Here is a 19,969-nt window from a genome sequence, read left to right as displayed (position 1 = left end):
TTCCCGCGCCGCGCGATTTACATGCGCTCGACGGTTTCGATACCCAGCGTATCCAGACCGGTTTTCAGCGTTTTCGAGGTCAGCAGCGCCAGTTTCAGGCGGCTCTGACGCGTTTCTTCGCTGTCGGCGTTCAGGATCTGGCAGTGCTCGTAGAAGCTGGAGAACAGGCCGGCCAGATCGTACAGGTAGCTGCACATGACGTGCGGCGTACCTTCACGCGCGACGGTGGTGAGTACCTCATCGAACTGCAGCAGGCGGGTGGCCAGCGCAATTTCACGCTCTTCGGTCAGCGTCAGCGGCAGCGTCAGGCTGGTTTCGTCGATGCCGGCGCGTTTGAATACCGATGCCACACGGGTATAGGCGTACTGCATATAAGGTGCGGTATTGCCTTCGAAGGCCAGCATGTTATCCCAGTCGAAGACATAGTCGGTGGTGCGGCTTTTCGACAGGTCTGCGTATTTCACCGCGCCGATGCCGACCACGCGAGCGACGTTTTTCATTTCGTCTTCCGGCATATCCGGGTTTTTGCCGGCGATCAGCTGTTCGGCGCGCTCGATGGCCTCATCCAGCAGATCGGAGAGCTTCACCGTACCGCCCGAGCGGGTCTTGAACGGCTTGCCGTCTTTGCCCAGCATCATGCCGAACATGTGGTGTTCCAGCGAGACGGACTCCGGCACGTAACCGGCTTTGCGCACGATGGTCCAGGCCTGCATCAGGTGCTGATGCTGACGGGAGTCGATGTAATACAGGACGCGGTTGGCGCCCAGCGTTTCGTAGCGATACTTGGCGCAGGCGATGTCGGTGGTGGTGTAGAGGTAGCCGCCGTCCTTTTTCTGGATGATGACGCCCATTGGGTCGCCGTCCTTGTTCTGGTATTCGTTAAGGAACACCACGGTGGCGCCTTCGCTTTCCACCGCTAGCCCCTTGGCTTTCAGATCGGCGACAATGCCCGGCAGCATCGAGTTGTACAGGCTTTCGCCCATCACGTCGTCTTCGGTCAGCGTGACGTTCAGGCGGTTATAGGTCAGCTGGTTTTGCGCCATGGTGATGTCGACCAGCTTGCGCCACATTTTCAGGCAGTACTGATCGCCGCCCTGCAGCTTCACGACGTACGCGCGTGCGCGCTCGGCGAACTCGGCGTCTTCGTCGTAATGCTTCTTGGCTTCGCGATAGAACTGTTCCAGATCGGACAGCCCCATATCGCTGGCGTTTTCATTCTGCATTTTTTCCAGGTAGGCAATCAGCATGCCGAATTGAGTGCCCCAGTCGCCGACGTGGTTGGCGCGGATCACCTTATGGCCCAGAAACTCTTGGGTGCGCGCCGCGGCGTCGCCGATGATGGTGGAACGCAGGTGGCCGACGTGCATCTCTTTCGCCACGTTCGGCGCGGAATAGTCGATAACGATGGTTTGCGGCTCAACCGGCGCGATGCCCAGTTTCGGCGCGCTCAGCACCAGGTCCGCCTGACGGGCGACCCACTCGCTGTTCAGGAAAATATTGATAAAGCCGGGGCCGGCGATCTCCACTTTGCCGGCGATGTCGCCGAGATCCAGCAGTTGCACCACTTTTTCCGCCAGCTGGCGAGGGGGCATGCCGAGCTTTTTGGCGACGGACATCACGCCGTTGGCCTGGTAATCACCAAACTGAGCCTTGGCGGATGGGCGGACCTGCGCTTCGCAATCGGCTGGGGCGCCAGCGGCGATCAGCGCCTGGCTGACTTTATCTGAAAGAAGAACCTGAATATTCACCGGGTTACCTTAATGACGAACGAGGGGCCGATGCCAGCCCCTGCGGGATTCAACGGTGGTGGGCGCCGACGGCGACCGCCACAAAACAGCCTGCAAGTGTAACCGATTTGACACAGCCCGTCAGCAGTTGGCACGGCCGCCGCGATGAAACCCTCGTCGGATGCGGCCGTCGATTGTCAGGTCGATTGTCAGAAGGCGGGAAATGGTACGGCCGAGAAAAGAGCAGGTAGGGTGGAGAGAGCCTGGAGGCTAACGTTTTTTATTGTGACGTTTGCTGCCAAACGTATTGGGGCTGCGCGATTTGAAATGACGGTAAATGGCGTATACGGCGATAATTATCAACACCAAGGATATCGTCAGCAATAGCATAATGATCATCTCGAATTAAATTTCCCTCCAAGGTAGCCGAGTTGCTTCGGTGAATCAATTGCCCAGATCGAAATTAAGATAATCCTTAGGATTTTGCTTATCTGATAATTTTATCTTCTTTTTATACAACGGGTTGGGTTTTTTGTTTTGCATAATCTGGAAGCATCATCAGGGTCCGGATAAATGAAGTAATTCAATCGGTTTAACGACTCAATGCGGGTTTAACTTGTGTAAAATAACTTAAATCCGGGCGTCATGATTAAAAAGTATAATGAAGTGCGAAAAATCTGATTTGTTATTTTATTGCCAATTTTATATCCCCCCCTTATAGGATATCGGTTTCTTGTTCTTCGCCGATGTCAGAAAACCGGAGGAACTGTCGCGTATCTCTGGCGAGTACGGCCACCACCGTGTAAATTACGGCGTTTAACTTTGCGCTCGTTGTTTTGAGGTTTCTATGACCACTCCCTTGCAGGCTATTGCCGAGCTTGACGATCTGACGCTTGACCTACCGCGTTTCGAACAGGCGTTGCAACAATTTGCAGCCAGACTGCGGCTCGATCTGTCCTCGTTTACCGCCGATCACATTTCCCTGCGTTGCCACCAAAACGCCACTGCTGAACGCTGGCGTCAGGGATTGATGCAGTGCGGAACACTGTTTTCCGAGGCGGTGATCAACGGGCGGCCTATCTGTCTGTTCGATTTGTCGCAGCCGCTGGTTGTGGGCCCGTGGCACATAGACTGTGTCGAGCTGCCGTATCCCGGGGAGAAACGCTATCCGCATGAAGGCTGGGAACATGTCGAGTTGGTCCTGAGCGGCGATCCGCAGACGCTACACGCCCGGGCGTTGAGCTATCTTGCCGATGAAGCATTGCTGGCACCGGGGATCAAGCTGAAGCAAAGCTCGCCAAAAAACGAAGGCGAGAGATTGCCGAATCCAATCCTGGCCATCACCGACGGAACGGTCACGATCAAGTTTCATCCTTACTCCATTCGGGACATTGTCGCCAGCGAGCAAGGCTAGTCGAACAGCGTGGCGCAGGCCCGCGCCATGCGATCGAGCGCTTCATCGAGCAGAGCCCGCCGGCAACCGAAGTTCAGTCGTACAAAGCGCCGATCGCCGAAATCCAAACCGGCGCTTAATCCAACGCCCGCGCGCTCGAAGAACTGATGCGGATTGTCCACCGGCAACGCGCCGCAGTCGATCCAGGCCAAATAGGTTGCTTCAATCGGCAACAACTTCAATCCCGGCATGGCGTTGATGCGCTCTGTCAGCCGATTGCGATTGGCGCGCAGATAAATCAACTGCTCGTCCAGCCAGGGTTGCCCGCATTGATAGGCCGCTTGGGCGGCGACCAGCGCCAGCAGATTGACCTCCGGCACGATGCCGCTGCGCGCGCGTTTCAGCTTTTGTCGCAGCGCGTCATCAGGGACGATCGCCATCGAGGCGCCCAACCCGGCGAGATTAAACGCTTTTGATGGCGACATCAGGGTTACGCTGCGTTGGGCCGCGTCTTCGTTCAGGGTGGCGAAAGGGATATGACGCACGCCGGGTTCAAGCAGCACTTCGCAGTGGATCTCGTCCGAACAGACGATTAGATCGTGCTCGCGCGCGAACTGATGGTGCTGCAACAGCTCCTCTCGGCGATAAACGGTGCCGCCTGGATTTTGCGGGTTGCACAGCAGCAGGAGCTTTTCGTTGCCGCTGAGCCGTCCGCGCATCGCGGCAAAATCCAACACCCAACGTTGCTCCACTGCCGCCAGCGGCACCGAGAGGTGTTGGCGTCCGGCGAATTTGGCCGCTCTGCGAAACGGCGGATAAATAGGGGTAGGGGCCAGCGTGCTCTGGTGGGCTTCGGTGCAGGCGCGCACGCACAGGTTCAGGCCGCACACCAGGCCCGGCAGGAAAATGATCCACTCAGGCTTGATGTGCCAACCGTAGCGCTCTACCATGCGGCGGGTAAAAACCTCAATAAGATCATGGGATGGATGGGTGTAACCGAACACGCCGTGCGCTATGCGGCGCTGCAAGGCTTCGATCACCGCCGGCGGTGAGGTGAAATCGCTGTCGGCGACCCAGAGCGGAATGATGTCGCGATCGCGATATTTATCCCACTTAACGCTGTCACTGTGACTGCGGTCTACCCATTGATCAAAATTGAATGCCATAGTGATAACCCTGAGCCGGTTTATGCTTAAGCATGAGCCTACGTGAGAAATAAAGAAATGAACAATTGCCGCCGTATGTTGGCCGTTATCTGGGGGTGACAATGATAAAACTGGAAGTTTGTTGCTTTAGCGTCGACTGTGCGCTGACGGCCGAACGGGCGGGCGCCGATCGTATCGAGTTGTGCGCCAGCCAGAGCGAAGGGGGATTGACGCCGAGTTATGGCACGCTGCGTCTGGCGCGCGAGCGGGTTTCGATCCCGGTACATCCGATCGTACGCCCGCGCGGTGGCGATTTCTGCTACGGCGCGGTGGATTTCGCGGTGATCAAGCAGGATATTTGCCAGATCCGCGAGATGGGGTTCCCTGGCGTGGTGGTCGGTATGCTGGATGAAGAAGGGCACATCGATCTGCCGCGCATGGGCGAAGTGATGAAGCTCTGTGAGGGCATGGCGGTGACCTTCCATCGCGCGTTCGACATGTGTCAGAACCCGATGGTGGCGCTCGAGCAGCTGACCGACTTGGGCGTGGCGCGCATTCTGACCTCCGGCCAACAGCAGAGCGCCGAGCTGGGTCTGCCGCTGCTGCGCGATTTGCGCCAGGCCAGTCAGGGGCCGGTGATCATGGCGGGCGCTGGCGTGCGCCTCAGTAATCTGCACAAGTTTGTCGATATCGGCCTGCACGAATTGCACAGCTCCTCCGGCCATCTGGTGCCGTCGACCATGCGTTACCGCAAGGCGGGGGTCACCATGTGCTCCGACAACGAGTTTGACGAATTTAGCCATTATTGCGTGGATGGCGAAATGGTGGAGGCGATGAAAAACGCGCTGGCCTTGGTTGATCCCTTGGCGCAAAGCGCATAAACACGCAGCTAACCGCGTTTGACAACCGGTTTCCGGGCCGTAAGACCCCTTTGCGTGACGCTGGGCCCTCGGCGGTCGCGCAAGTACCAGGCCCCGGCGTATTGCCGGGGCTTTTTTTATGCCTTGTAAAGACTCTCAGCCCATTCCAACGCCGTTTCGCGGCTGAACAGGCCTTAACTCCTCTTGCGATCGTTATGTCCTGCTGATAAGTTTGTGAGTTAAAATCCTTTAAATATCATCATATTAAATGATTTTTTGATATGTATTGATGCAGTGAATTATTGGCGCCATGCCTCTCATTGCTGCGTCTGCATTTTCATGTCCGAACACAGCCTGGCTGATGGCCGGAACATCACAGCATCAATTGAGGAGAGCCGTCGGCGCAGCCGCAGAACGCGCTGATGGCGGACTTAACAAGGAGATAACGATAATGACCCGAACGGCACACTGTTTGACCGCTGCGCTTTTGCTGACCTTGACCCTGACCGGCTGTCAGACCGCCAAGCGGCCTGTTTCTACCTTAAGCAAGCCGCCCAGCGCAGAAGAAATTGCGGAGCAAGACAAGCGGCAGCGTGAGGCCGAACGCATGCAGCAATGTCAGCGCGAACTGGATGCGATGCGCGGCATGGATAACGAAAAGTACCAAAAATTCAAACGCGAATTCGATACCTTGATGGGCGGTGCAGCGCAATATGCCGGGGTACGCCAACGGGTCAATACGGACACGCAGGAAACCGTCGACGCGCTATATCGTTATCGTACCAACCGCCTTTGTGCGGACATCAGTTCTGCAATGATGACCGGACTGGCTGAGCGCGGAGAACGCGCCAAATGATCCTGCGTGCGAGAAAGGCATTGCTGAGCCTGATGATACCCTTGGCGTTTGCGCCAACGGTTGCTGTGGCAGATGACGATGTGCCTGCGCTGTTGCAATTTGCCGAGCGCTACCAGCGGCAGGATGCCCCGGCGGCGGACGCCGCTGCAACGGCCGTCCAGCCCCAGGAACCCCAAAAATCGGCGAGCCGGCCGGTTCAACCCCGCGAGGCGGCCACTCAGAAGAGGCAGCTGGCGCAGTTGCAAAAGACGCTGCGCGAGAAAGATGCGCGATTGGATCAACAGCAAGCCGCTATTCAATCATTGCAGCAGGAACTGACCGCGTTGCGCGTCGCGTCCTCTCTGGCGGCTGCCGATAAGCCGGCAGCGGCACCCGATCTGAGCGCGTTGAGCGACTTTGCCAGCGGCGTGCGGCAGGCGTTGAACCTGACGCCGCAGGAGCGGCAGGCTCAGGCGCAAATAGCCGCGGCGCAAACGGCGCTAGCGCAGCAAAAGCAACAAACCGAGGAGCGAGATCGACGCATCGCATCGCTGGAACAACGGTTGGCGACGCTGTCTGAATCGTCTGATAACGTTCCGCAGCAGGTCTGGCGGGAAAAACTGACGGCGGCGCAGACCGCCAACGATAAAGCGCGCCAGCGTTATGAGCAGGACAAAAAAGCGGCCGCCGCTGAACTGGAACAACAGAAGGCCGAGGCCGCCAAGACGGCGGGCGAACTGCAGCAGCAGCTGGCAACGCTGCAGAAAGAGCGGGACAGCCAGCGCCAGCAGGGCGAGCAGCAAGAGAAAAGCCTGAAGGCGGCGTTGGCGCAGCAAAAGGCTGAGTCTGCCAAGACGACGGGCGAACTGCAGCAGCAGCTGGCGCAGCTGCAGGAAAAAAACCAAACGCAAACCGAGCAGGCTAAGACGCTGGAACAACGTTTGGCGGCGGCAGCAGCGGAAAGCGCGCAGGTAGCGCAGCAGCGGGATAACGCGGCGCAACAGGCGGATAAAACGGCGACGGCGCTGGCAGCCGCCCATCAGGCGCAGCAAGCCTTGCAGGAGGAGCTAAACGGGCTGAAAGCGCGGGCCAAATGGCTGCCGGATGCACTGACGCTCAAGAAAAAACCGGAGCAACAGAGCTATGCCGCCGGTGTCGCCCTGGGGCGCGACATTCAAACGATGCTGGCGGAGCGTAAAAATTGGGGCATCATTCCCGATAAAACCGTGCTGCTGGCCGGCGTAATTGATACCTTCAACGGCCATTACCAACTGAGCGATGCGCAGCTGGCCAGCGCATTGGCGGAGTCGGAAAAAGCGGTGAACGACGCCAGAAGCCAGGCGGCGAAGACGCAAACCAGCAAAGGCGAAGCGTTCGTCGCCGAGTTTAAAAAGAAGAAGGGCACGCAGAAGTCGCCAGCCGGCTTCTGGTATCGCATCGATTATGCCGGTGATGAAGCCATTGCGGAAAATGCGCGGGTGGACATCGTGGTGAAAGAGAGCTTGACCGACGGCAGCGTGATTCAGGATATGGATCGCAGTGGGAAGGTGATGTCACAGCCGCTCTCCGCCTATCCGCCGCTGTTTCGCGAGGCGATAGGCCATCTGAAAAATCACGGCTCGCTGACGATGGTGGTGCCGCCGGAGTTGGCGTACGGTGAAACGGGCTATGCGCCGCAGATCCCGCCGAACGCGACGATGGTCTATGAGCTGCGGATTGTTGATGTCGGCAACGGGTAAATGCGGGCCGGCGCAGGCCGGCCCGATTAGCAAGCGCTAGGGCTTTTTGGCGGTCAACACGGCGCGCAGCGGCGCCGGATAGCCTTCAACCGTTTTGCTGCGGTCGTTCGGGTCGAGGAATTCAGCCAGCGACTCGCTGGTCATCCAGTCTGTACGGCGCTGTTCTTCGAGGCTGGTGACGCACATATCGGCGATTTTCACGTCGACGAAGCCGCATTTCTCCAGCCAGCATTTCAGCGCTTCGGCGGAAGGAATGAAATACACGTTGCGCATCTGCGCATAACGGTCGCCCGGCACCAGCACCTGGTGGCGATCGCCTTCCACCACCAGCGTTTCCAGCACCAGTTCCCCCTCGGAGACCAGCTGATTTTTCAGTTGGTACAGGTGATCGAGCGGCGAGCGGCGATGATACAGCACGCCCATCGAGAACACGGTGTCGAACGCCGCCAGTTCCGGCAACTGCTCGATGCCGAGCGGCAGCAGGTGGGCGCGCTGATCGCCGCCCAACAGTTTGCGCACCGTTTCAAATTGGCACAGGAACAGCTGCATCGGATCGATGCCTACGGCAAAGTGTGCGCCGGCGCCGATCATGCGCCACAGGTGATAACCGCTACCGCAGCCGACGTCGAGAATAGTACGGCCGGCCAACGGGGAGATGTGCGGCAGCACGCGATCCCATTTCCAGTCAGAATGCCATTCGGTATCGATATCGATGCCATACAGAGAGAAGGGCCCTTTGCGCCATGGCATCAGGGTGCGCAGCATTTTCTCGATACCTTCGAGCTGGCCCGGCGACAGCCCCGGCTCCATCTCGGCGCGCACGCCGTGCAGTAGATCGAGGCGGGTTGGGGTCAGCGTCGGCAAGTGCTCGACCGAGTTGAACCACTGTTTGAATTTGCCGTGCAGCGATTCCCGCTGCCAGGCGCTGAGCTGCGCGGGCAGCGTATCCAGCCAGTGGCTGAGGGGGCTCTTGGCGATATGCTGATAGAAGTCACCAAACTCGATCATTGCGCATCCCCCGCTTTCAGAGCGATCAGCGAACCGAAGTTGAAGCACTGGAACCACACTTCGGCATGCTCGAACCCAGCCTGTTGCAGACGCGCCTTGTGCGCTTCCACCGAGTCGGTCAGCATCACGTTTTCCAGCATGCTACGTTTTTGGCTGATCTCCAGCTCGCTGTATCCATTGGCGCGTTTGAAATCGTGGTGCATGTTGAACAGCAGTTCGCCGACTTCGGCATCTTCAAAGCTGAACTTCTCCGACAGCACCAGCGCGCCGCCCGGGCGCAGGCCGCGATAGATTTTCTCCAGCAGACGCAGGCGGTCGGCGGGTTCGAGGAATTGCAGCGTAAAGTTCAGCACCACCATCGAGGCATTCTTGATATCGATATCGCGAATGTCGGCTTCGATAACCTCAACCGGTGTCTCGGCACGGAAGGCGTCGATATGGCGGCGACAGCGTTCCACCATCGCCGGCGAGTTGTCGACGGCGACGATATGGCAGCCGGGCACCTTGATATTCCGCCGCATCGACAGCGTCGCCGCGCCCAGCGAGCAGCCGAGGTCATATACCCGGCTGTCGGGTTGCACAAAGCGTTCGGCCAGCATGCCGATCATCGAGATGATGTTGGAATAGCCGGGCACGGAGCGTTGGATCATGTCGGGGAACACTTCGGCGACGCGTTCGTCGAAGGTCCAGTCGCCCAGTTTGGCGATGGGGGCGGAGAAAAGGGTATCGCGGTTTGGCATAGCGGCAAATCAGTTCAGAATTCGAAGCTGCGTAGTCTAACAGAAAAGCGCAAAAAAGCGGAGCGGAAGCAGGCGGCGCGGCCGCCTGATGATAAAACGGGATCAATGCAGGCTGAAAATCAGATCCCACGGCAGATAGAAGATATTTGCCAGCACCATCAACAACAAAGAGATATAGGTCGCGGCCATGCCCGAACGGCGCCAGCGCACCTCGCGGTTGCGTAAACCGTAGTAATGCACCAGCCGCCCGGCCATCAGCATCAGGCCGCAGAGGTGAATCATCCAGATTTCCGCGCCGTTCATCTCCATAATCACCAGCAATACGGCAGCGATAGGAATGTATTCAACGGCGTTGCCATGTACGCGGATGGCGGTCTGTAATTCGTAAAAACCGCCGTCGCCGTAGGCTACGCGGTACTGCATCCTTAATCTGACTACGTCATAAGAGAGTTTGATCAACAACAATGCGCCGAGCACCACATAAAGCGCGCTTACCATTTTTCACTCCGTTCCCTAACCAAAACTGGCAGCCAGCATCATAGCCGTCATTGTATTCACTGTCGCGGGGAAATATTTGATGTTATTGGTCAGATTAATAGGTCAAAACAGTGCATCCTGTTCCGGCCAGTCCGGCGGCGCAGGCAAATCGGGGATCGCCAGGCGCAGCTGTTGCCAAATTTTTTGCGCTTGCTGGGGGGAATCGCCGTTGTCCGGCGTATGAATAAACAGATAAGGCTGATGCTGTTGCTGCCACAGCGGCAGTTTTTGCTGCCAGGCTTCGAACCAACGCAGGTTGTCAGTCAGTTGATCGCCACCGATAAAGCGCACCAGCGGTTGGTCGGCGGTGACCAGGGCGTGTACCGGCAGCTTCGGCTTTTTCTGCTGCGCATCGCGCACGGCGGCGCTATTGGGGGCGGCGTGATGCACCGGGCGGCTGTCGAGGATCACCCGATTGATGCCGCGCTGATGCAGCCCCTGATTCAGCGCACGCTCTTCCTCGCCCTTGGCGAAAAACGCCGGATGGCGCACTTCAACGCCGTAGGTGAATTCCTTCGGCAGGCTTTCGAAGAATTGCCACATGCGCGGCAGCTCGTCGGGGCCGAAGGCGGCGGGCAACTGCAGCCACAGCTGGCCGATGCGCTGGTGCACCGGACTCAGGCAGTGGTAAAACGCCTGCAGCTCGGCGGTGCAGTTGCGCAGGGCAGCCTTGTGGCTGATGTCCGACGGGAATTTGAAGCAGAAGCGAAAATCGTCGCCGGTCATGTCGCGCCAGCGCTGCACGATCTCCAGTTTCGGCAGCGCGTAGAAGGTGGTGTTGCCTTCCACGCAGTTGAAGTAGCGGCTGTAATCCGCCAAATCACGCAGCCCGATACGGTTCCAGGCCGAATGTTGCCACTGCGGCAGTCCGATGTAGATCACGGCGTCGTCTTCCTTTACTTAGCTCATCAGGCTACAACTTAACGTTACCGCTCGAGCGCGGCAAGAATTTCGCCGGTGTCGCGCACCCGTGCCAGCCGCGGGAAGATGTGCTCGAACGCGAAGCGGTGCATTTCCGCACTCTGCGCGCTGCAGGCATCTTCGGCGATCAGCAGTTCATAGCCGTGCTCCCAGGCGGCGCGGGCGGTGGACTCCACGCCGATATTGGTGGAAATGCCGCCCAGCACCACGGATTTGACGCCGCGGCGCCGCAGCTGCAAATCCAGATCGGTGCCATAGAAGGCGCCCCATTGGCGTTTGGTTACCCGAATATCGCTGTCGCTGACCGCCAGCTGCGCGGGGAACTCCCACCAATTGGCCGGTAAACCGCCGGCGGGCGCGGGAGCCGGTTTGTCCACCGGCTGCTTCAACGCTTCGGCGAAGGAGTCTGACCAGCCGACGCGCACCAGCAGTACCGGCGCGCCCAGTATACGAAAACGCGCGGCCAGCAACGCGGCGTTCGCCACGACCTGATCGGCGCTGTGCGGGCCGCCGGCGTAAGGGAGAATGCCGTTTTGCAAATCGATCAGCACCAGAGCGGTGGTTTGGGCGTCAAGTTTCAGCATGGATTTCATCTCGTTGCGAAGTGGATAAAAACTGTCCGGTACGCCAGCCGAGCGGCGTAAGGCGCAAAACCGGGGGAGAGTCAGGCTACGTGAAAAAACTGTCGCAGGTTAATGGGAAATTTGTTAATCGATGTGTTGATTCGGACAAAAACGCGCCATTTAGTGCAGTAACAATGCTGTGTTCGCACTTATCGGGCGGATGAATTTCCTTTATAATGACTCCCTTTTTTCAACACTCTTTAATCCAACGACCTATGCCGATTTATGAATATGCATGTGGTGCTTGCAACCATCGGTTAGAGAAATTGCAAAAATTTTCCGATGCGCCGCTGGCAGACTGCCCGGCGTGTGGGCAGCCCGCGTTGACCAAGTTGATCTCATCCTCCGGTTTCCAGCTTAAGGGCACCGGCTGGTATGCGACGGATTTTAAACCGGGCAACAAGTAAAATTTATCAGATAACAGCCGCGCGACAGGGGCGCAGTAGCCCGGCGCGGCATCGGCTGTGTAAAAGGATAGCGTATGCGTACTGAATATTGCGGGCAGTTGAATCTGTCCCACGTGGGCCAGGAAGTCACTCTGTGTGGTTGGGTCAATCGTCGTCGCGATCTTGGCGGCCTGATCTTTATTGATATGCGCGACCGCGAAGGCATCGTGCAGGTGTTCTTCGATCCGGACGAGAAAGTGGCGTTCGACAAGGCTTACGACCTGCGCAATGAGTTCTGCATCCAGATCGTCGGCACCGTGCGTGCGCGTCCGGACAGCCAGATCAATAAAGATATGGCCACCGGCGAAGTGGAAGTGTTCGCCCACGCGCTGGAAATCATCAACCGCTCCGAGCCGCTGCCGCTGGACTCCAACCAGGTCAACAGCGAAGAAGCGCGCCTGAAATATCGCTACCTGGATCTGCGCCGCCCGGAAATGGCCGAGCGTCTGAAGACCCGCGCCAAGATCACCAGCTTCGTGCGCCGCTTCATGGACAGCCACGGCTTCCTCGACATCGAAACGCCGATGCTGACCAAGGCGACGCCGGAAGGCGCCCGCGATTACCTGGTGCCGAGCCGCGTGCACAAGGGCAAATTCTACGCGCTGCCGCAGTCCCCGCAGCTGTTCAAACAGCTGCTGATGATGTCCGGCTTCGATCGTTACTACCAGATCGTCAAATGCTTCCGTGACGAAGACCTGCGTGCGGACCGTCAGCCTGAATTCACCCAGATCGACGTCGAAACCTCCTTCATGACCGCGGATCAGGTGCGTGAAGTGATGGAGAAACTGGCGCGTGAACTGTGGCTGGACGTGAAAGGCGTGGATCTGGGCGATTTCCCGGTCATGACCTTCGCCGAAGCGATGCGTCGCTTTGGCTCCGACAAGCCGGACCTGCGTAACCCGCTGGAGCTGGTGGACGTGGCTGACCTGGTCAAGGACGTCGAGTTTAAAGTGTTCTCCGGCCCGGCTAACGACGCCAAAGGCCGCGTGGCGGCGATCCGCGTACCGGGCGGCGCACAGCTGACCCGTAAGCAGATCGACGAGTACGGCGCTTTCGTCAATATCTACGGCGCCAAAGGCCTGGCGTGGCTGAAGGTCAACGACCGCGCCGCCGGCATGGAAGGCGTGCAGAGCCCGATCGCCAAATTCCTCAGCGCGGACGTGCTGGAAGCCGTCCTGGCGCGCACCGATGCGCAGACCGGCGATATCCTGTTCTTCGGCGCCGACAGCTTCAAGATTGTCACCGATGCGATGGGCGCGCTGCGCCTGAAGCTGGGTCGCGATTTGGCGCTGACCCAGCTCGACAGCTGGGCGCCGCTGTGGGTGGTTGACTTCCCGATGTTCGAAGAAGACGAAGAGGGCGGCCTGGCGGCTATGCACCACCCGTTCACTTCACCGCGCGACATGAGCCCGGAAGAGCTGGCCGCCGCGCCGGTCAACGCCATCGCCAACGCCTATGACATGGTGATCAACGGCTACGAAGTGGGCGGCGGTTCGGTGCGTATTCACCGCAGCGAAATGCAGCAGACGGTGTTCAGCATTCTGGGCATTAACGAACACGAACAGCGCGAGAAGTTCGGCTTCCTGCTGGACGCGCTGAAGTACGGCACGCCGCCGCACGCCGGCCTGGCCTTCGGCCTGGACCGTCTGGTGATGCTGCTGACCGGCACCGACAACATCCGCGACGTCATCGCCTTCCCGAAAACCACCGCGGCGGCCTGCCTGATGACCGACGCACCGAGCTTCGCCAACCCGGCGTCGCTGCAGGAGCTGGCGATCAGCGTGGTAAAGAAAGCCGGTGCGGAACAAGAGAGCGAGTGATGAGTTATAAGCGCCCTGAATCTATCCTGGTAGTGATTTACGCGAAATCCAGTGGTCGGGTGCTGATGTTACAGCGGCGCGACGATACCGAGTTCTGGCAGTCGGTCACCGGCAGCCTGGAGCAGGATGAGTCGCCGCCGCATGCCGCGCAGCGTGAAGTCATGGAAGAAGTCGGCATCGATATCGAAGCAGAGCACCTGCCGTTGTTCGATTGCCAGCGCTGCGTGGAGTTTGAACTCTTTGTCCATTTGCGACATCGCTATGCGCCGGGAACCACGCGCAATAAAGAGCACTGGTTCTGTCTGGCGTTGCCCGAGGAGCGCGATCCGGTGATTACCGAGCATCACGCTTACCAATGGCTTGAGGCGGCAGAGGCCGTGAAGTTGACCAAGTCGTGGAGCAATCAGCAGGCGATTGAAGAGTTCGTGATCAATTCAGTCCAGTAGTTTTTTTCGGAGATTTTTTTATGGCAGGTCATAGTAAGTGGGCCAACACAAAGCACCGTAAAGCGGCGCAGGACGCCAAGCGCGGTAAAATTTTCACCAAGATTATTCGTGAGCTGGTCACGGCCGCCAAGCTGGGCGGCGGCGATCCGGATTCCAACCCGCGTCTGCGCGCGGCGATGGACAAGGCGCTGTCGAACAACATGACGCGCGACACCATGAACCGTGCAATCGCGCGCGGCGTGGGCGGTGATGATGATACCAACATGGAAACCATCATCTATGAAGGCTACGGCCCTGGCGGCACCGCCGTCATGATCGAATGCCTGAGCGACAACCGCAACCGCACCGTGGCGGAAGTGCGTCACGCCTTCACCAAATGCGGCGGCAACCTCGGCACCGACGGTTCCGTTGCCTACCTGTTCACCAAGAAGGGCGTGATCACTTACGCACCGGGCCTGGATGAAGACAGCGTGATGGAAGCGGCGCTGGAAGCCGGTGCGGAAGACATCGTGACCTATGACGATGGCGCCATCGACGTGTTCACCGCCTGGGAAAGCCTGGGCGCGGTGAAAGACGCGCTGACCGCGGCGGGCTTCGAAGCCGAAGCGGCGGAAGTGTCGATGATCCCATCGACCAAGGCCGACATGGATGCGGAAACCGCGCCTAAGCTGCTGCGCCTGATCGATATGCTGGAAGACTGCGACGACGTGCAGGAAGTTTACCATAACGGTGAGATCTCCGACGAAGTGGCGGCGACGCTGTAATCCGGTAAAACGGGCGCCGCCACTCGGCGGCGCCGTGCATGCAAGGTGGATGTAGATATGGCGATCATACTCGGTATCGATCCCGGCTCACGCGTCACCGGCTATGGCCTTATTCGCCAGCAGGGGCGTCAGTTGAGCTATATCGCCAGCGGTTGCATTCGCACGGTGGTGGACGACATGCCGACGCGGCTGAAGCTGATTTATGCCGGCGTCAGTGAGATCATCACCCAGTTCCAGCCCGACTTCTTCGCCATCGAACAGGTGTTCATGGCCAAGAACCCGGATTCGGCGCTCAAGCTCGGTCAGGCGCGCGGCGTCGCGATCGTGGCGGCGGTGAATCAGAATCTGGAAGTGTTCGAGTATGCGGCGCGGCAGGTCAAACAAACCGTGGTCGGCACCGGTGCAGCCGAAAAGGCGCAGGTGCAACACATGGTGCGCTCGCTGCTCAAACTCTCGGCCAACCCGCAGGCGGATGCCGCCGACGCCCTGGCCATCGCTATTACCCACTGCCACCTTAGCCAGAACGTGCTGCGGATGAGCGAAGGGCGGCTGAACCTGGCGCGCGGGCGTTTGCGCTGACGCAAAGCGGTGATTACTCAGGCTGGATATTCATCCAGCCTTTTTTATGTTATAAGCTTTACCAGCAACGGCATGGCAGGGCGCCATGCCCGGTAATTCTGCAGGAGGGTAAATGATAGGTCGTCTCAGAGGAAATATTCTGGAAAAGCAGCCGCCGCTGGTGTTACTGGAGGCAAACGGCGTGGGCTATGAAGTGCACATGCCGATGACCTGCTTTTACGAGCTGCCGGAACTGGGGCAAGAGGCCATCGTGTTTACCCACTTCGTGGTGCGTGAGGACGCGCAGCTGCTGTACGGTTTCAACGACAAGCAAGAGCGTGCGCTGTTCCGCGAGCTGATCAAGGTTAACGGCGTCGGGCCGAAGCTGGCGCTGGCGATCCTGTCGGGCATGTCCGCACAGCAGTTCGTCAGTGCGGTGGAGCGCGAAGAGATCACTGCGCTGGTCAAGCTGCCGGGCGTGGGCAAGAAAACCGCCGAGCGCCTGGTGGTAGAGATGAAAGACCGCTTCAAGGGGCTCAACGGCGATCTGTTCAACAACAGCAGCGAGATCAGCCTGCCGGCCGCCGCCGACAAAACGCCGGAAGCGGACGCGGAAGCCGAAGCCGTCTCGGCGCTGGTGGCGTTGGGCTACAAGCCGCAGGAAGCCAGCCGCATGGTCAGCAAAATTGCCAAACCGGGTGCCGACTGCGAGACGCTGATCCGCGACGCGTTGCGCGCTGCTTTGTAAGGCCGCTAAGAGGTAGATAATGATTGAAGCCGATCGCCTGATCTCCGCCGAACCGATCAACGAGGAAGACGTCCTCGATCGTGCCATTCGCCCCAAGCTGTTGACCGAATATGTCGGCCAGCCGCACGTCCGCGAGCAGATGGAGATCTTCATCCAGGCGGCCAAACAGCGCGGTGACGCGCTCGACCACCTGCTGATCTTCGGCCCGCCGGGGCTGGGGAAAACTACCCTGGCCAACATCGTGGCCAACGAAATGGGGGTGAATCTGCGCACCACCTCCGGCCCGGTGCTGGAGAAGGCGGGCGATCTGGCGGCGATGCTGACCAACCTCGAACCGCACGACGTCTTGTTCATCGACGAAATCCACCGCCTGTCACCGGTGGTGGAAGAGGTGCTGTATCCGGCGATGGAAGATTACCAGCTGGATATCATGATCGGCGAAGGGCCGGCGGCGCGCTCGATTAAGCTCGATTTGCCGCCGTTTACCCTGGTGGGCGCCACCACCCGCGCGGGCTCGCTGACCTCACCGCTGCGCGATCGTTTCGGCATTGTCCAGCGGCTGGAGTTTTATCAGGTGGCGGATTTACAGCACATCGTATCTCGCAGCGCCAGTTGTCTGGGGCTGGAACTGTCCGATGAGGGTGCCCATGAGGTGGCCCGTCGCGCGCGCGGTACGCCGCGTATCGCCAACCGCCTGTTGCGCCGGGTGCGCGACTTCGCCGAGGTGCGCGCCAACGGCGTGATCAGCGGCGGGGTGGCGGCGCAGGCGCTCGATATGCTCAACGTCGATGCCGAGGGCTTCGACTATATGGATCGCAAGTTACTGCTGGCGATTATCGACAAGTTTACCGGTGGCCCGGTCGGGTTGGACAACCTGGCGGCGGCGATCGGCGAAGAACGCGAAACCATCGAAGACGTGATCGAACCGTTCCTGATCCAACAGGGCTTTATTCAGCGCACGCCGCGCGGCCGTTTGGCGACGCAGCATGCTTACCGGCACTTCGGGCTCGAACGCGAAGAGTAAGTTTTCCATCCTCAATGAAAAAGGGCCGCTAATGCGGCCCTTGTCATATCCAGGTTTTAAATCAGGCCTGCTGTTTTTTGAACAGGCTCAGCGTGAACAGCACGGCGGCGCAGAGCACCACCGAAGGGCCGGCCGGCGTATCGTAAAACGCCGAGAAGGTCAGGCCGCCGGTGACCGCCACCATGCCGAGCAACACGGCGACGCCGGCCATTTGCTCCGGCGTACGCGCGAAGCGGCGAGCGGTGGCCGCCGGAATGATCAGCAGCGAGGTGATGATCAGGGCGCCGACGAATTTCATCGCCAGACCGATGGTCAATGCGGTAATCAGCATCAGCACGGTGCGAGCCCGCGCCAGATTGACGCCGTCGACGTGCGCCAGCTCCGGGCTGATGGTCATCGACAGCAGATCGCGCCACTGCCACCACAGCACCAGCAGCACCACGGCGACGCCACCGGCGATCATCGCAATGTCGCTCAGCGTGACCGACAGCAGATCGCCGAACAGATAGGCCATCAGATCGACCCGCACGTTGGACATCAGCGCCACCACCACCAGCCCCAGCGACAGGGCGCTGTGGGCCAGAATGCCGAGCAGGGTATCCACCGAAAGCTGCGGGCGGCGTTCCAGCCACACCAGGGCCAGGGCCAGCAGCAGGGTAATGGCGATCACCGCATAGAAAGGATTGATGTCCAGCAGCAGACCAAAGGCGACACCGAGCAGCGAGGCGTGCGCCAGGGTATCGCCGAAGTAGGACATGCGGCGCCAGACCACGAAGGAGCCCAGCGGCCCGGCGGCGCTAGCCAGCAAAACCCCGGCCAGCCAGCCGGGAAGTAACAATTCGATCATGCTTCGCGGCTCCCGGTTTTCTTCAAGACAATTTTTCCCTGCAGGTCGTGGCGGTGATTGTGATGGTGGCGATACACCGCCAGCTGCTCTGCGCCGCGGTTGCCGAACATGGCGATGAATTCGGGATGCATTGAGACCACCTCCGGCGCGCCGGAACAGCAGATATGCTGATTGAGGCACAACACCTCGTCGGTTTTGGCCATCACCAGATGCAGATCGTGCGAGACCATCAGCACGGCGCAGCCCAGCTCTTTACGCAGCTGATCGATCAGGTCGTACAGCGCCAACTGGCCGTTGACGTCCACCCCTTGCGTGGGTTCGTCCAGCACCAGCAGTTGCGGTTTATTCAGCAGCGCCCGCGCCAACAGTACGCGTTGGTTCTCGCCGCCGGAGAGCTTTTGCATCGGCTGGTCGAGCAGGTGCGCGGCGTGCACGCGCTTGAGCGCCGGCAGAATGTCGGCTTTCTTTACGCCGGGCTTCAATCGCATAAAGCGGCTGACGGTCAGCGGCAGGGTGGCGTCGAGGTGGAGTTTTTGCGGCACGTAGCCGATGCGCAGATCGGGCTCCCGCTCTAGCGTGCCGGCGGTTGGTTTGACCAATCCGAGCACCACGCGCACCAACGTGGATTTGCCCGCGCCGTTAGGGCCAAGCAGCGTGAGAATGCGGCCGGGCTGCAGGCTGAGGGAAATATTCGACAGCACCTTGCGGCTACCGAAGGCGACGGAGATATTTTTTAGCGTTATCAGTGTGGACATCTCGAGATTACAGGTTGCAGAACGAAGCGGATGTTATAATATCACGCCTTGTTGATGAAAACGATGGGATTACTGATGATGGCACAGAAAAATAAATGGCTGCAGCGCACGCTGCTGGCCAGCGCACTGTTGATGGCCTGCCCGCTGAGCAGCGCTTCCGCTGCGGTGGTGACCTCGATTCGTCCGTTAGGCTTTATCGCATCGGCGATCGCCGACGGCGTGACGCCGACCGAGGTGCTGCTGCCGGATGGCGCTTCGCCGCACGATTTCGCGCTGCGTCCCTCCGATATTCAGCGCCTGCGCTCCGCAGACCTGGTGCTGTGGGTCGGGCCGGATATGGAAGCGTTCCTGACCAAGGCGCTGGTGCCGATTTCGGCAGACCGCAAACTGGCCATCAGCGAACTGCCGGCGGTGAAACCGCTGCTGATGAAAGGCGAAGATGACGACGATCATGATCATGCAGGTGAAGCGCATAATCATGCCGATGACGATCACGGGCATCATCACGGCGAGTACAATATGCACGTTTGGTTGTCGCCGGAGGTGGCAAAAGTGACGGCGATCGCGATTCACGACAGATTATTGGAACTTATGCCGCAAAATAAGGACAAATTAGACGCAAACCTGCGCCAGTTCGAGAATCTACTGACGCAAACTGACAAAAATGTTGGTAACATGCTTACGCCTGTGCAAGGTAAGGGTTATTTTGTTTTTCATGATGCTTACGGCTACTTTGAGAAACACTACGGTTTGAGTCCGCTGGGCCATTTCACCGTCAATCCCGAAATTCAGCCTGGAGCACAGCGCCTACACCAAATTCGAACACAGTTGGTTGAGCAGAAAGCGGTATGCGTTTTTGCTGAGCCACAATTCAGGCCGGCCGTAATCAATGCCGTCGCCAAGGGTACCAAAGTGCGTTCAGGAACGCTGGACCCGCTGGGCATCGGCATCGCGCTGGGGAAGGACAGCTACGGGAAATTCCTGACAGCGCTGTCAAACCAGTACGTGAGCTGCCTGAAGTAAAGCTTATGAG

General features: G+C 59.1%; 21 protein-coding genes. 12 read left to right on the top strand and 9 right to left on the bottom strand.

From position 1 onward, the window contains the following. Nucleotides 1–17 precede the first annotated feature (17 nt). A complete protein-coding gene (argS, locus tag AAIE04_RS24535) occupies nucleotides 18–1,748 on the bottom strand; it encodes an arginine--tRNA ligase (RefSeq protein WP_498577830.1) in 1,731 nt (576 codons plus the stop codon). An 826-nt stretch (nucleotides 1,749–2,574) separates the two neighbouring features. Between argS and AAIE04_RS24530 the strand changes: the two genes are divergently transcribed. Further along, nucleotides 2,575–3,141, top strand: a complete 567-nt coding sequence (locus AAIE04_RS24530) for a VOC family protein (RefSeq protein WP_198636054.1) — start codon at nucleotides 2,575–2,577, stop codon at nucleotides 3,139–3,141. On the opposite strand, the gene AAIE04_RS24525 is transcribed toward AAIE04_RS24530, so the two are convergent. Then, nucleotides 3,138–4,286, bottom strand: coding sequence for a MalY/PatB family protein (locus AAIE04_RS24525; protein WP_498577829.1), 1,149 nt, complete (start codon nucleotides 4,284–4,286; stop codon nucleotides 3,138–3,140). The two genes, AAIE04_RS24530 and AAIE04_RS24525, sit on opposite strands and share 4 nt — an antisense overlap. A gap of 101 nt (nucleotides 4,287–4,387) precedes the next feature. Between AAIE04_RS24525 and cutC the strand changes: the two genes are divergently transcribed. From cutC to AAIE04_RS24510, 3 genes are all read left to right on the top strand, one after another. Next, the gene (gene cutC / locus AAIE04_RS24520) at nucleotides 4,388–5,146 is read left to right on the top strand and encodes a copper homeostasis protein CutC (RefSeq protein ID WP_063918640.1); all 759 of its coding nucleotides are present in this window, start codon (nucleotides 4,388–4,390) and stop codon (nucleotides 5,144–5,146) included. A gap of 430 nt (nucleotides 5,147–5,576) precedes the next feature. Further along, nucleotides 5,577–5,981, top strand: a complete 405-nt coding sequence (locus AAIE04_RS24515; RefSeq protein ID WP_025159811.1) for a YuaE family lipoprotein — start codon at nucleotides 5,577–5,579, stop codon at nucleotides 5,979–5,981. Then, nucleotides 5,978–7,699, top strand: coding sequence for an FKBP-type peptidyl-prolyl cis-trans isomerase N-terminal domain-containing protein (locus AAIE04_RS24510; protein WP_498577828.1), 1,722 nt, complete (start codon nucleotides 5,978–5,980; stop codon nucleotides 7,697–7,699). The genes AAIE04_RS24515 and AAIE04_RS24510 overlap by 4 nt, the downstream gene beginning before the upstream one ends. A 36-nt stretch (nucleotides 7,700–7,735) precedes the next feature. Here the strand turns inward: AAIE04_RS24510 and cmoB are convergent, their stop codons facing one another. From cmoB to AAIE04_RS24485, 5 genes are all read right to left on the bottom strand, one after another. Next, complete coding sequence (gene cmoB, locus AAIE04_RS24505) at nucleotides 7,736–8,707, bottom strand: tRNA 5-methoxyuridine(34)/uridine 5-oxyacetic acid(34) synthase CmoB (RefSeq protein ID WP_498577827.1); 972 nt, start codon at nucleotides 8,705–8,707, stop codon at nucleotides 7,736–7,738. Continuing rightward, entirely contained in the window at nucleotides 8,704–9,447 is a 744-nt protein-coding gene (gene cmoA, locus AAIE04_RS24500; protein ID WP_063918483.1) for a carboxy-S-adenosyl-L-methionine synthase CmoA, read from the bottom strand. Before cmoA ends, cmoB begins: the two co-directional genes overlap by 4 nt. Nucleotides 9,448–9,549: 102 nt before the next feature. Beyond that, nucleotides 9,550–9,945 (bottom strand): MAPEG family protein, encoded by a 396-nt coding sequence (locus AAIE04_RS24495; RefSeq protein ID WP_004932387.1) that lies wholly within the window; start codon nucleotides 9,943–9,945, stop codon nucleotides 9,550–9,552. A 102-nt stretch (nucleotides 9,946–10,047) separates the two neighbouring features. Beyond that, the gene (locus tag AAIE04_RS24490; RefSeq protein ID WP_440529005.1) at nucleotides 10,048–10,863 is read right to left on the bottom strand and encodes a DUF72 domain-containing protein; all 816 of its coding nucleotides are present in this window, start codon (nucleotides 10,861–10,863) and stop codon (nucleotides 10,048–10,050) included. Between the two features lie 47 nt (nucleotides 10,864–10,910). Then, the gene (locus AAIE04_RS24485; protein ID WP_498577826.1) at nucleotides 10,911–11,489 is read right to left on the bottom strand and encodes a hydrolase; all 579 of its coding nucleotides are present in this window, start codon (nucleotides 11,487–11,489) and stop codon (nucleotides 10,911–10,913) included. Between the two features lie 215 nt (nucleotides 11,490–11,704). On the opposite strand from AAIE04_RS24485, the gene AAIE04_RS24480 reads away from it, so the two are divergent. The 7 genes from AAIE04_RS24480 (at nucleotide 11,705) to ruvB (ending at nucleotide 17,334) form a co-directional block, all read left to right on the top strand. Next, nucleotides 11,705–11,935, top strand: coding sequence for an FmdB family zinc ribbon protein (locus AAIE04_RS24480; RefSeq protein WP_320204121.1), 231 nt, complete (start codon nucleotides 11,705–11,707; stop codon nucleotides 11,933–11,935). A gap of 74 nt (nucleotides 11,936–12,009) precedes the next feature. Continuing rightward, complete coding sequence (aspS, locus tag AAIE04_RS24475; protein WP_019452809.1) at nucleotides 12,010–13,794, top strand: aspartate--tRNA ligase; 1,785 nt, start codon at nucleotides 12,010–12,012, stop codon at nucleotides 13,792–13,794. Continuing rightward, on the top strand, nucleotides 13,794–14,240 hold the full coding sequence (nudB, locus tag AAIE04_RS24470; RefSeq protein WP_019452808.1) for a dihydroneopterin triphosphate diphosphatase: 447 nt from the start codon (nucleotides 13,794–13,796) through the stop codon (nucleotides 14,238–14,240). Before aspS ends, nudB begins: the two co-directional genes overlap by 1 nt. Before the next feature lie 20 nt (nucleotides 14,241–14,260). Further along, the gene (locus AAIE04_RS24465; protein ID WP_004932370.1) at nucleotides 14,261–15,004 is read left to right on the top strand and encodes a YebC/PmpR family DNA-binding transcriptional regulator; all 744 of its coding nucleotides are present in this window, start codon (nucleotides 14,261–14,263) and stop codon (nucleotides 15,002–15,004) included. A 57-nt stretch (nucleotides 15,005–15,061) separates the two neighbouring features. After that, nucleotides 15,062–15,583, top strand: a complete 522-nt coding sequence (ruvC, locus tag AAIE04_RS24460) for a crossover junction endodeoxyribonuclease RuvC (protein ID WP_004932367.1) — start codon at nucleotides 15,062–15,064, stop codon at nucleotides 15,581–15,583. Between the two features lie 112 nt (nucleotides 15,584–15,695). Next, nucleotides 15,696–16,310 (top strand): Holliday junction branch migration protein RuvA, encoded by a 615-nt coding sequence (ruvA, locus tag AAIE04_RS24455; protein WP_004932365.1) that lies wholly within the window; start codon nucleotides 15,696–15,698, stop codon nucleotides 16,308–16,310. Nucleotides 16,311–16,329: 19 nt separating this feature from the next. Beyond that, a complete protein-coding gene (ruvB, locus tag AAIE04_RS24450) occupies nucleotides 16,330–17,334 on the top strand; it encodes a Holliday junction branch migration DNA helicase RuvB (protein ID WP_498577825.1) in 1,005 nt (334 codons plus the stop codon). 61 nt (nucleotides 17,335–17,395) lie between these two features. Here the strand turns inward: ruvB and znuB are convergent, their stop codons facing one another. Both znuB and znuC read right to left on the bottom strand, forming a co-directional pair. Next, nucleotides 17,396–18,181: a zinc ABC transporter permease subunit ZnuB gene (znuB, locus tag AAIE04_RS24445; protein ID WP_019452806.1), complete on the bottom strand. Its 786-nt coding sequence runs from the start codon at nucleotides 18,179–18,181 to the stop codon at nucleotides 17,396–17,398. Next, nucleotides 18,178–18,936, bottom strand: coding sequence for a zinc ABC transporter ATP-binding protein ZnuC (gene znuC, locus AAIE04_RS24440; protein WP_015378130.1), 759 nt, complete (start codon nucleotides 18,934–18,936; stop codon nucleotides 18,178–18,180). The genes znuB and znuC overlap by 4 nt, the downstream gene beginning before the upstream one ends. Before the next feature lie 78 nt (nucleotides 18,937–19,014). Here znuC and znuA point away from each other — a divergent pair, with 78 nt between their 5' ends. After that, a complete protein-coding gene (znuA, locus tag AAIE04_RS24435; protein WP_498577831.1) occupies nucleotides 19,015–19,959 on the top strand; it encodes a zinc ABC transporter substrate-binding protein ZnuA in 945 nt (314 codons plus the stop codon). Nucleotides 19,960–19,969: the final 10 nt, after the last annotated feature.

It is taken from the genome of Serratia sp. Ae19-1 (assembly GCF_059801225.1).
The sequence above is the reverse complement of the archived record's forward strand: the minus strand, read 5'-3'. Positions and strand labels throughout refer to the sequence as shown.

Coding starts and splice junctions, on each gene's coding strand:
- znuA (WP_498577831.1), top strand. CDS start 19,015: ATGGCACAGAAAAATAAATGGCTGCAGCGCACGCTGCTGGCCAGCGCA.
- ruvC (WP_004932367.1), top strand. CDS start 15,062: ATGGCGATCATACTCGGTATCGATCCCGGCTCACGCGTCACCGGCTAT.
- AAIE04_RS24515 (WP_025159811.1), top strand. CDS start 5,577: ATGACCCGAACGGCACACTGTTTGACCGCTGCGCTTTTGCTGACCTTG.
- cutC (WP_063918640.1), top strand. CDS start 4,388: ATGATAAAACTGGAAGTTTGTTGCTTTAGCGTCGACTGTGCGCTGACG.
- AAIE04_RS24485 (WP_498577826.1), bottom strand. CDS start 11,489: ATGCTGAAACTTGACGCCCAAACCACCGCTCTGGTGCTGATCGATTTG.
- AAIE04_RS24495 (WP_004932387.1), bottom strand. CDS start 9,945: ATGGTAAGCGCGCTTTATGTGGTGCTCGGCGCATTGTTGTTGATCAAA.
- AAIE04_RS24480 (WP_320204121.1), top strand. CDS start 11,705: ATGACTCCCTTTTTTCAACACTCTTTAATCCAACGACCTATGCCGATT.
- ruvA (WP_004932365.1), top strand. CDS start 15,696: ATGATAGGTCGTCTCAGAGGAAATATTCTGGAAAAGCAGCCGCCGCTG.
- nudB (WP_019452808.1), top strand. CDS start 13,794: ATGAGTTATAAGCGCCCTGAATCTATCCTGGTAGTGATTTACGCGAAA.
- aspS (WP_019452809.1), top strand. CDS start 12,010: ATGCGTACTGAATATTGCGGGCAGTTGAATCTGTCCCACGTGGGCCAG.
- znuC (WP_015378130.1), bottom strand. CDS start 18,936: ATGTCCACACTGATAACGCTAAAAAATATCTCCGTCGCCTTCGGTAGC.
- AAIE04_RS24525 (WP_498577829.1), bottom strand. CDS start 4,286: ATGGCATTCAATTTTGATCAATGGGTAGACCGCAGTCACAGTGACAGC.
- cmoA (WP_063918483.1), bottom strand. CDS start 9,447: ATGCCAAACCGCGATACCCTTTTCTCCGCCCCCATCGCCAAACTGGGC.
- AAIE04_RS24465 (WP_004932370.1), top strand. CDS start 14,261: ATGGCAGGTCATAGTAAGTGGGCCAACACAAAGCACCGTAAAGCGGCG.
- AAIE04_RS24530 (WP_198636054.1), top strand. CDS start 2,575: ATGACCACTCCCTTGCAGGCTATTGCCGAGCTTGACGATCTGACGCTT.
- ruvB (WP_498577825.1), top strand. CDS start 16,330: ATGATTGAAGCCGATCGCCTGATCTCCGCCGAACCGATCAACGAGGAA.
- cmoB (WP_498577827.1), bottom strand. CDS start 8,707: ATGATCGAGTTTGGTGACTTCTATCAGCATATCGCCAAGAGCCCCCTC.
- AAIE04_RS24510 (WP_498577828.1), top strand. CDS start 5,978: ATGATCCTGCGTGCGAGAAAGGCATTGCTGAGCCTGATGATACCCTTG.
- znuB (WP_019452806.1), bottom strand. CDS start 18,181: ATGATCGAATTGTTACTTCCCGGCTGGCTGGCCGGGGTTTTGCTGGCT.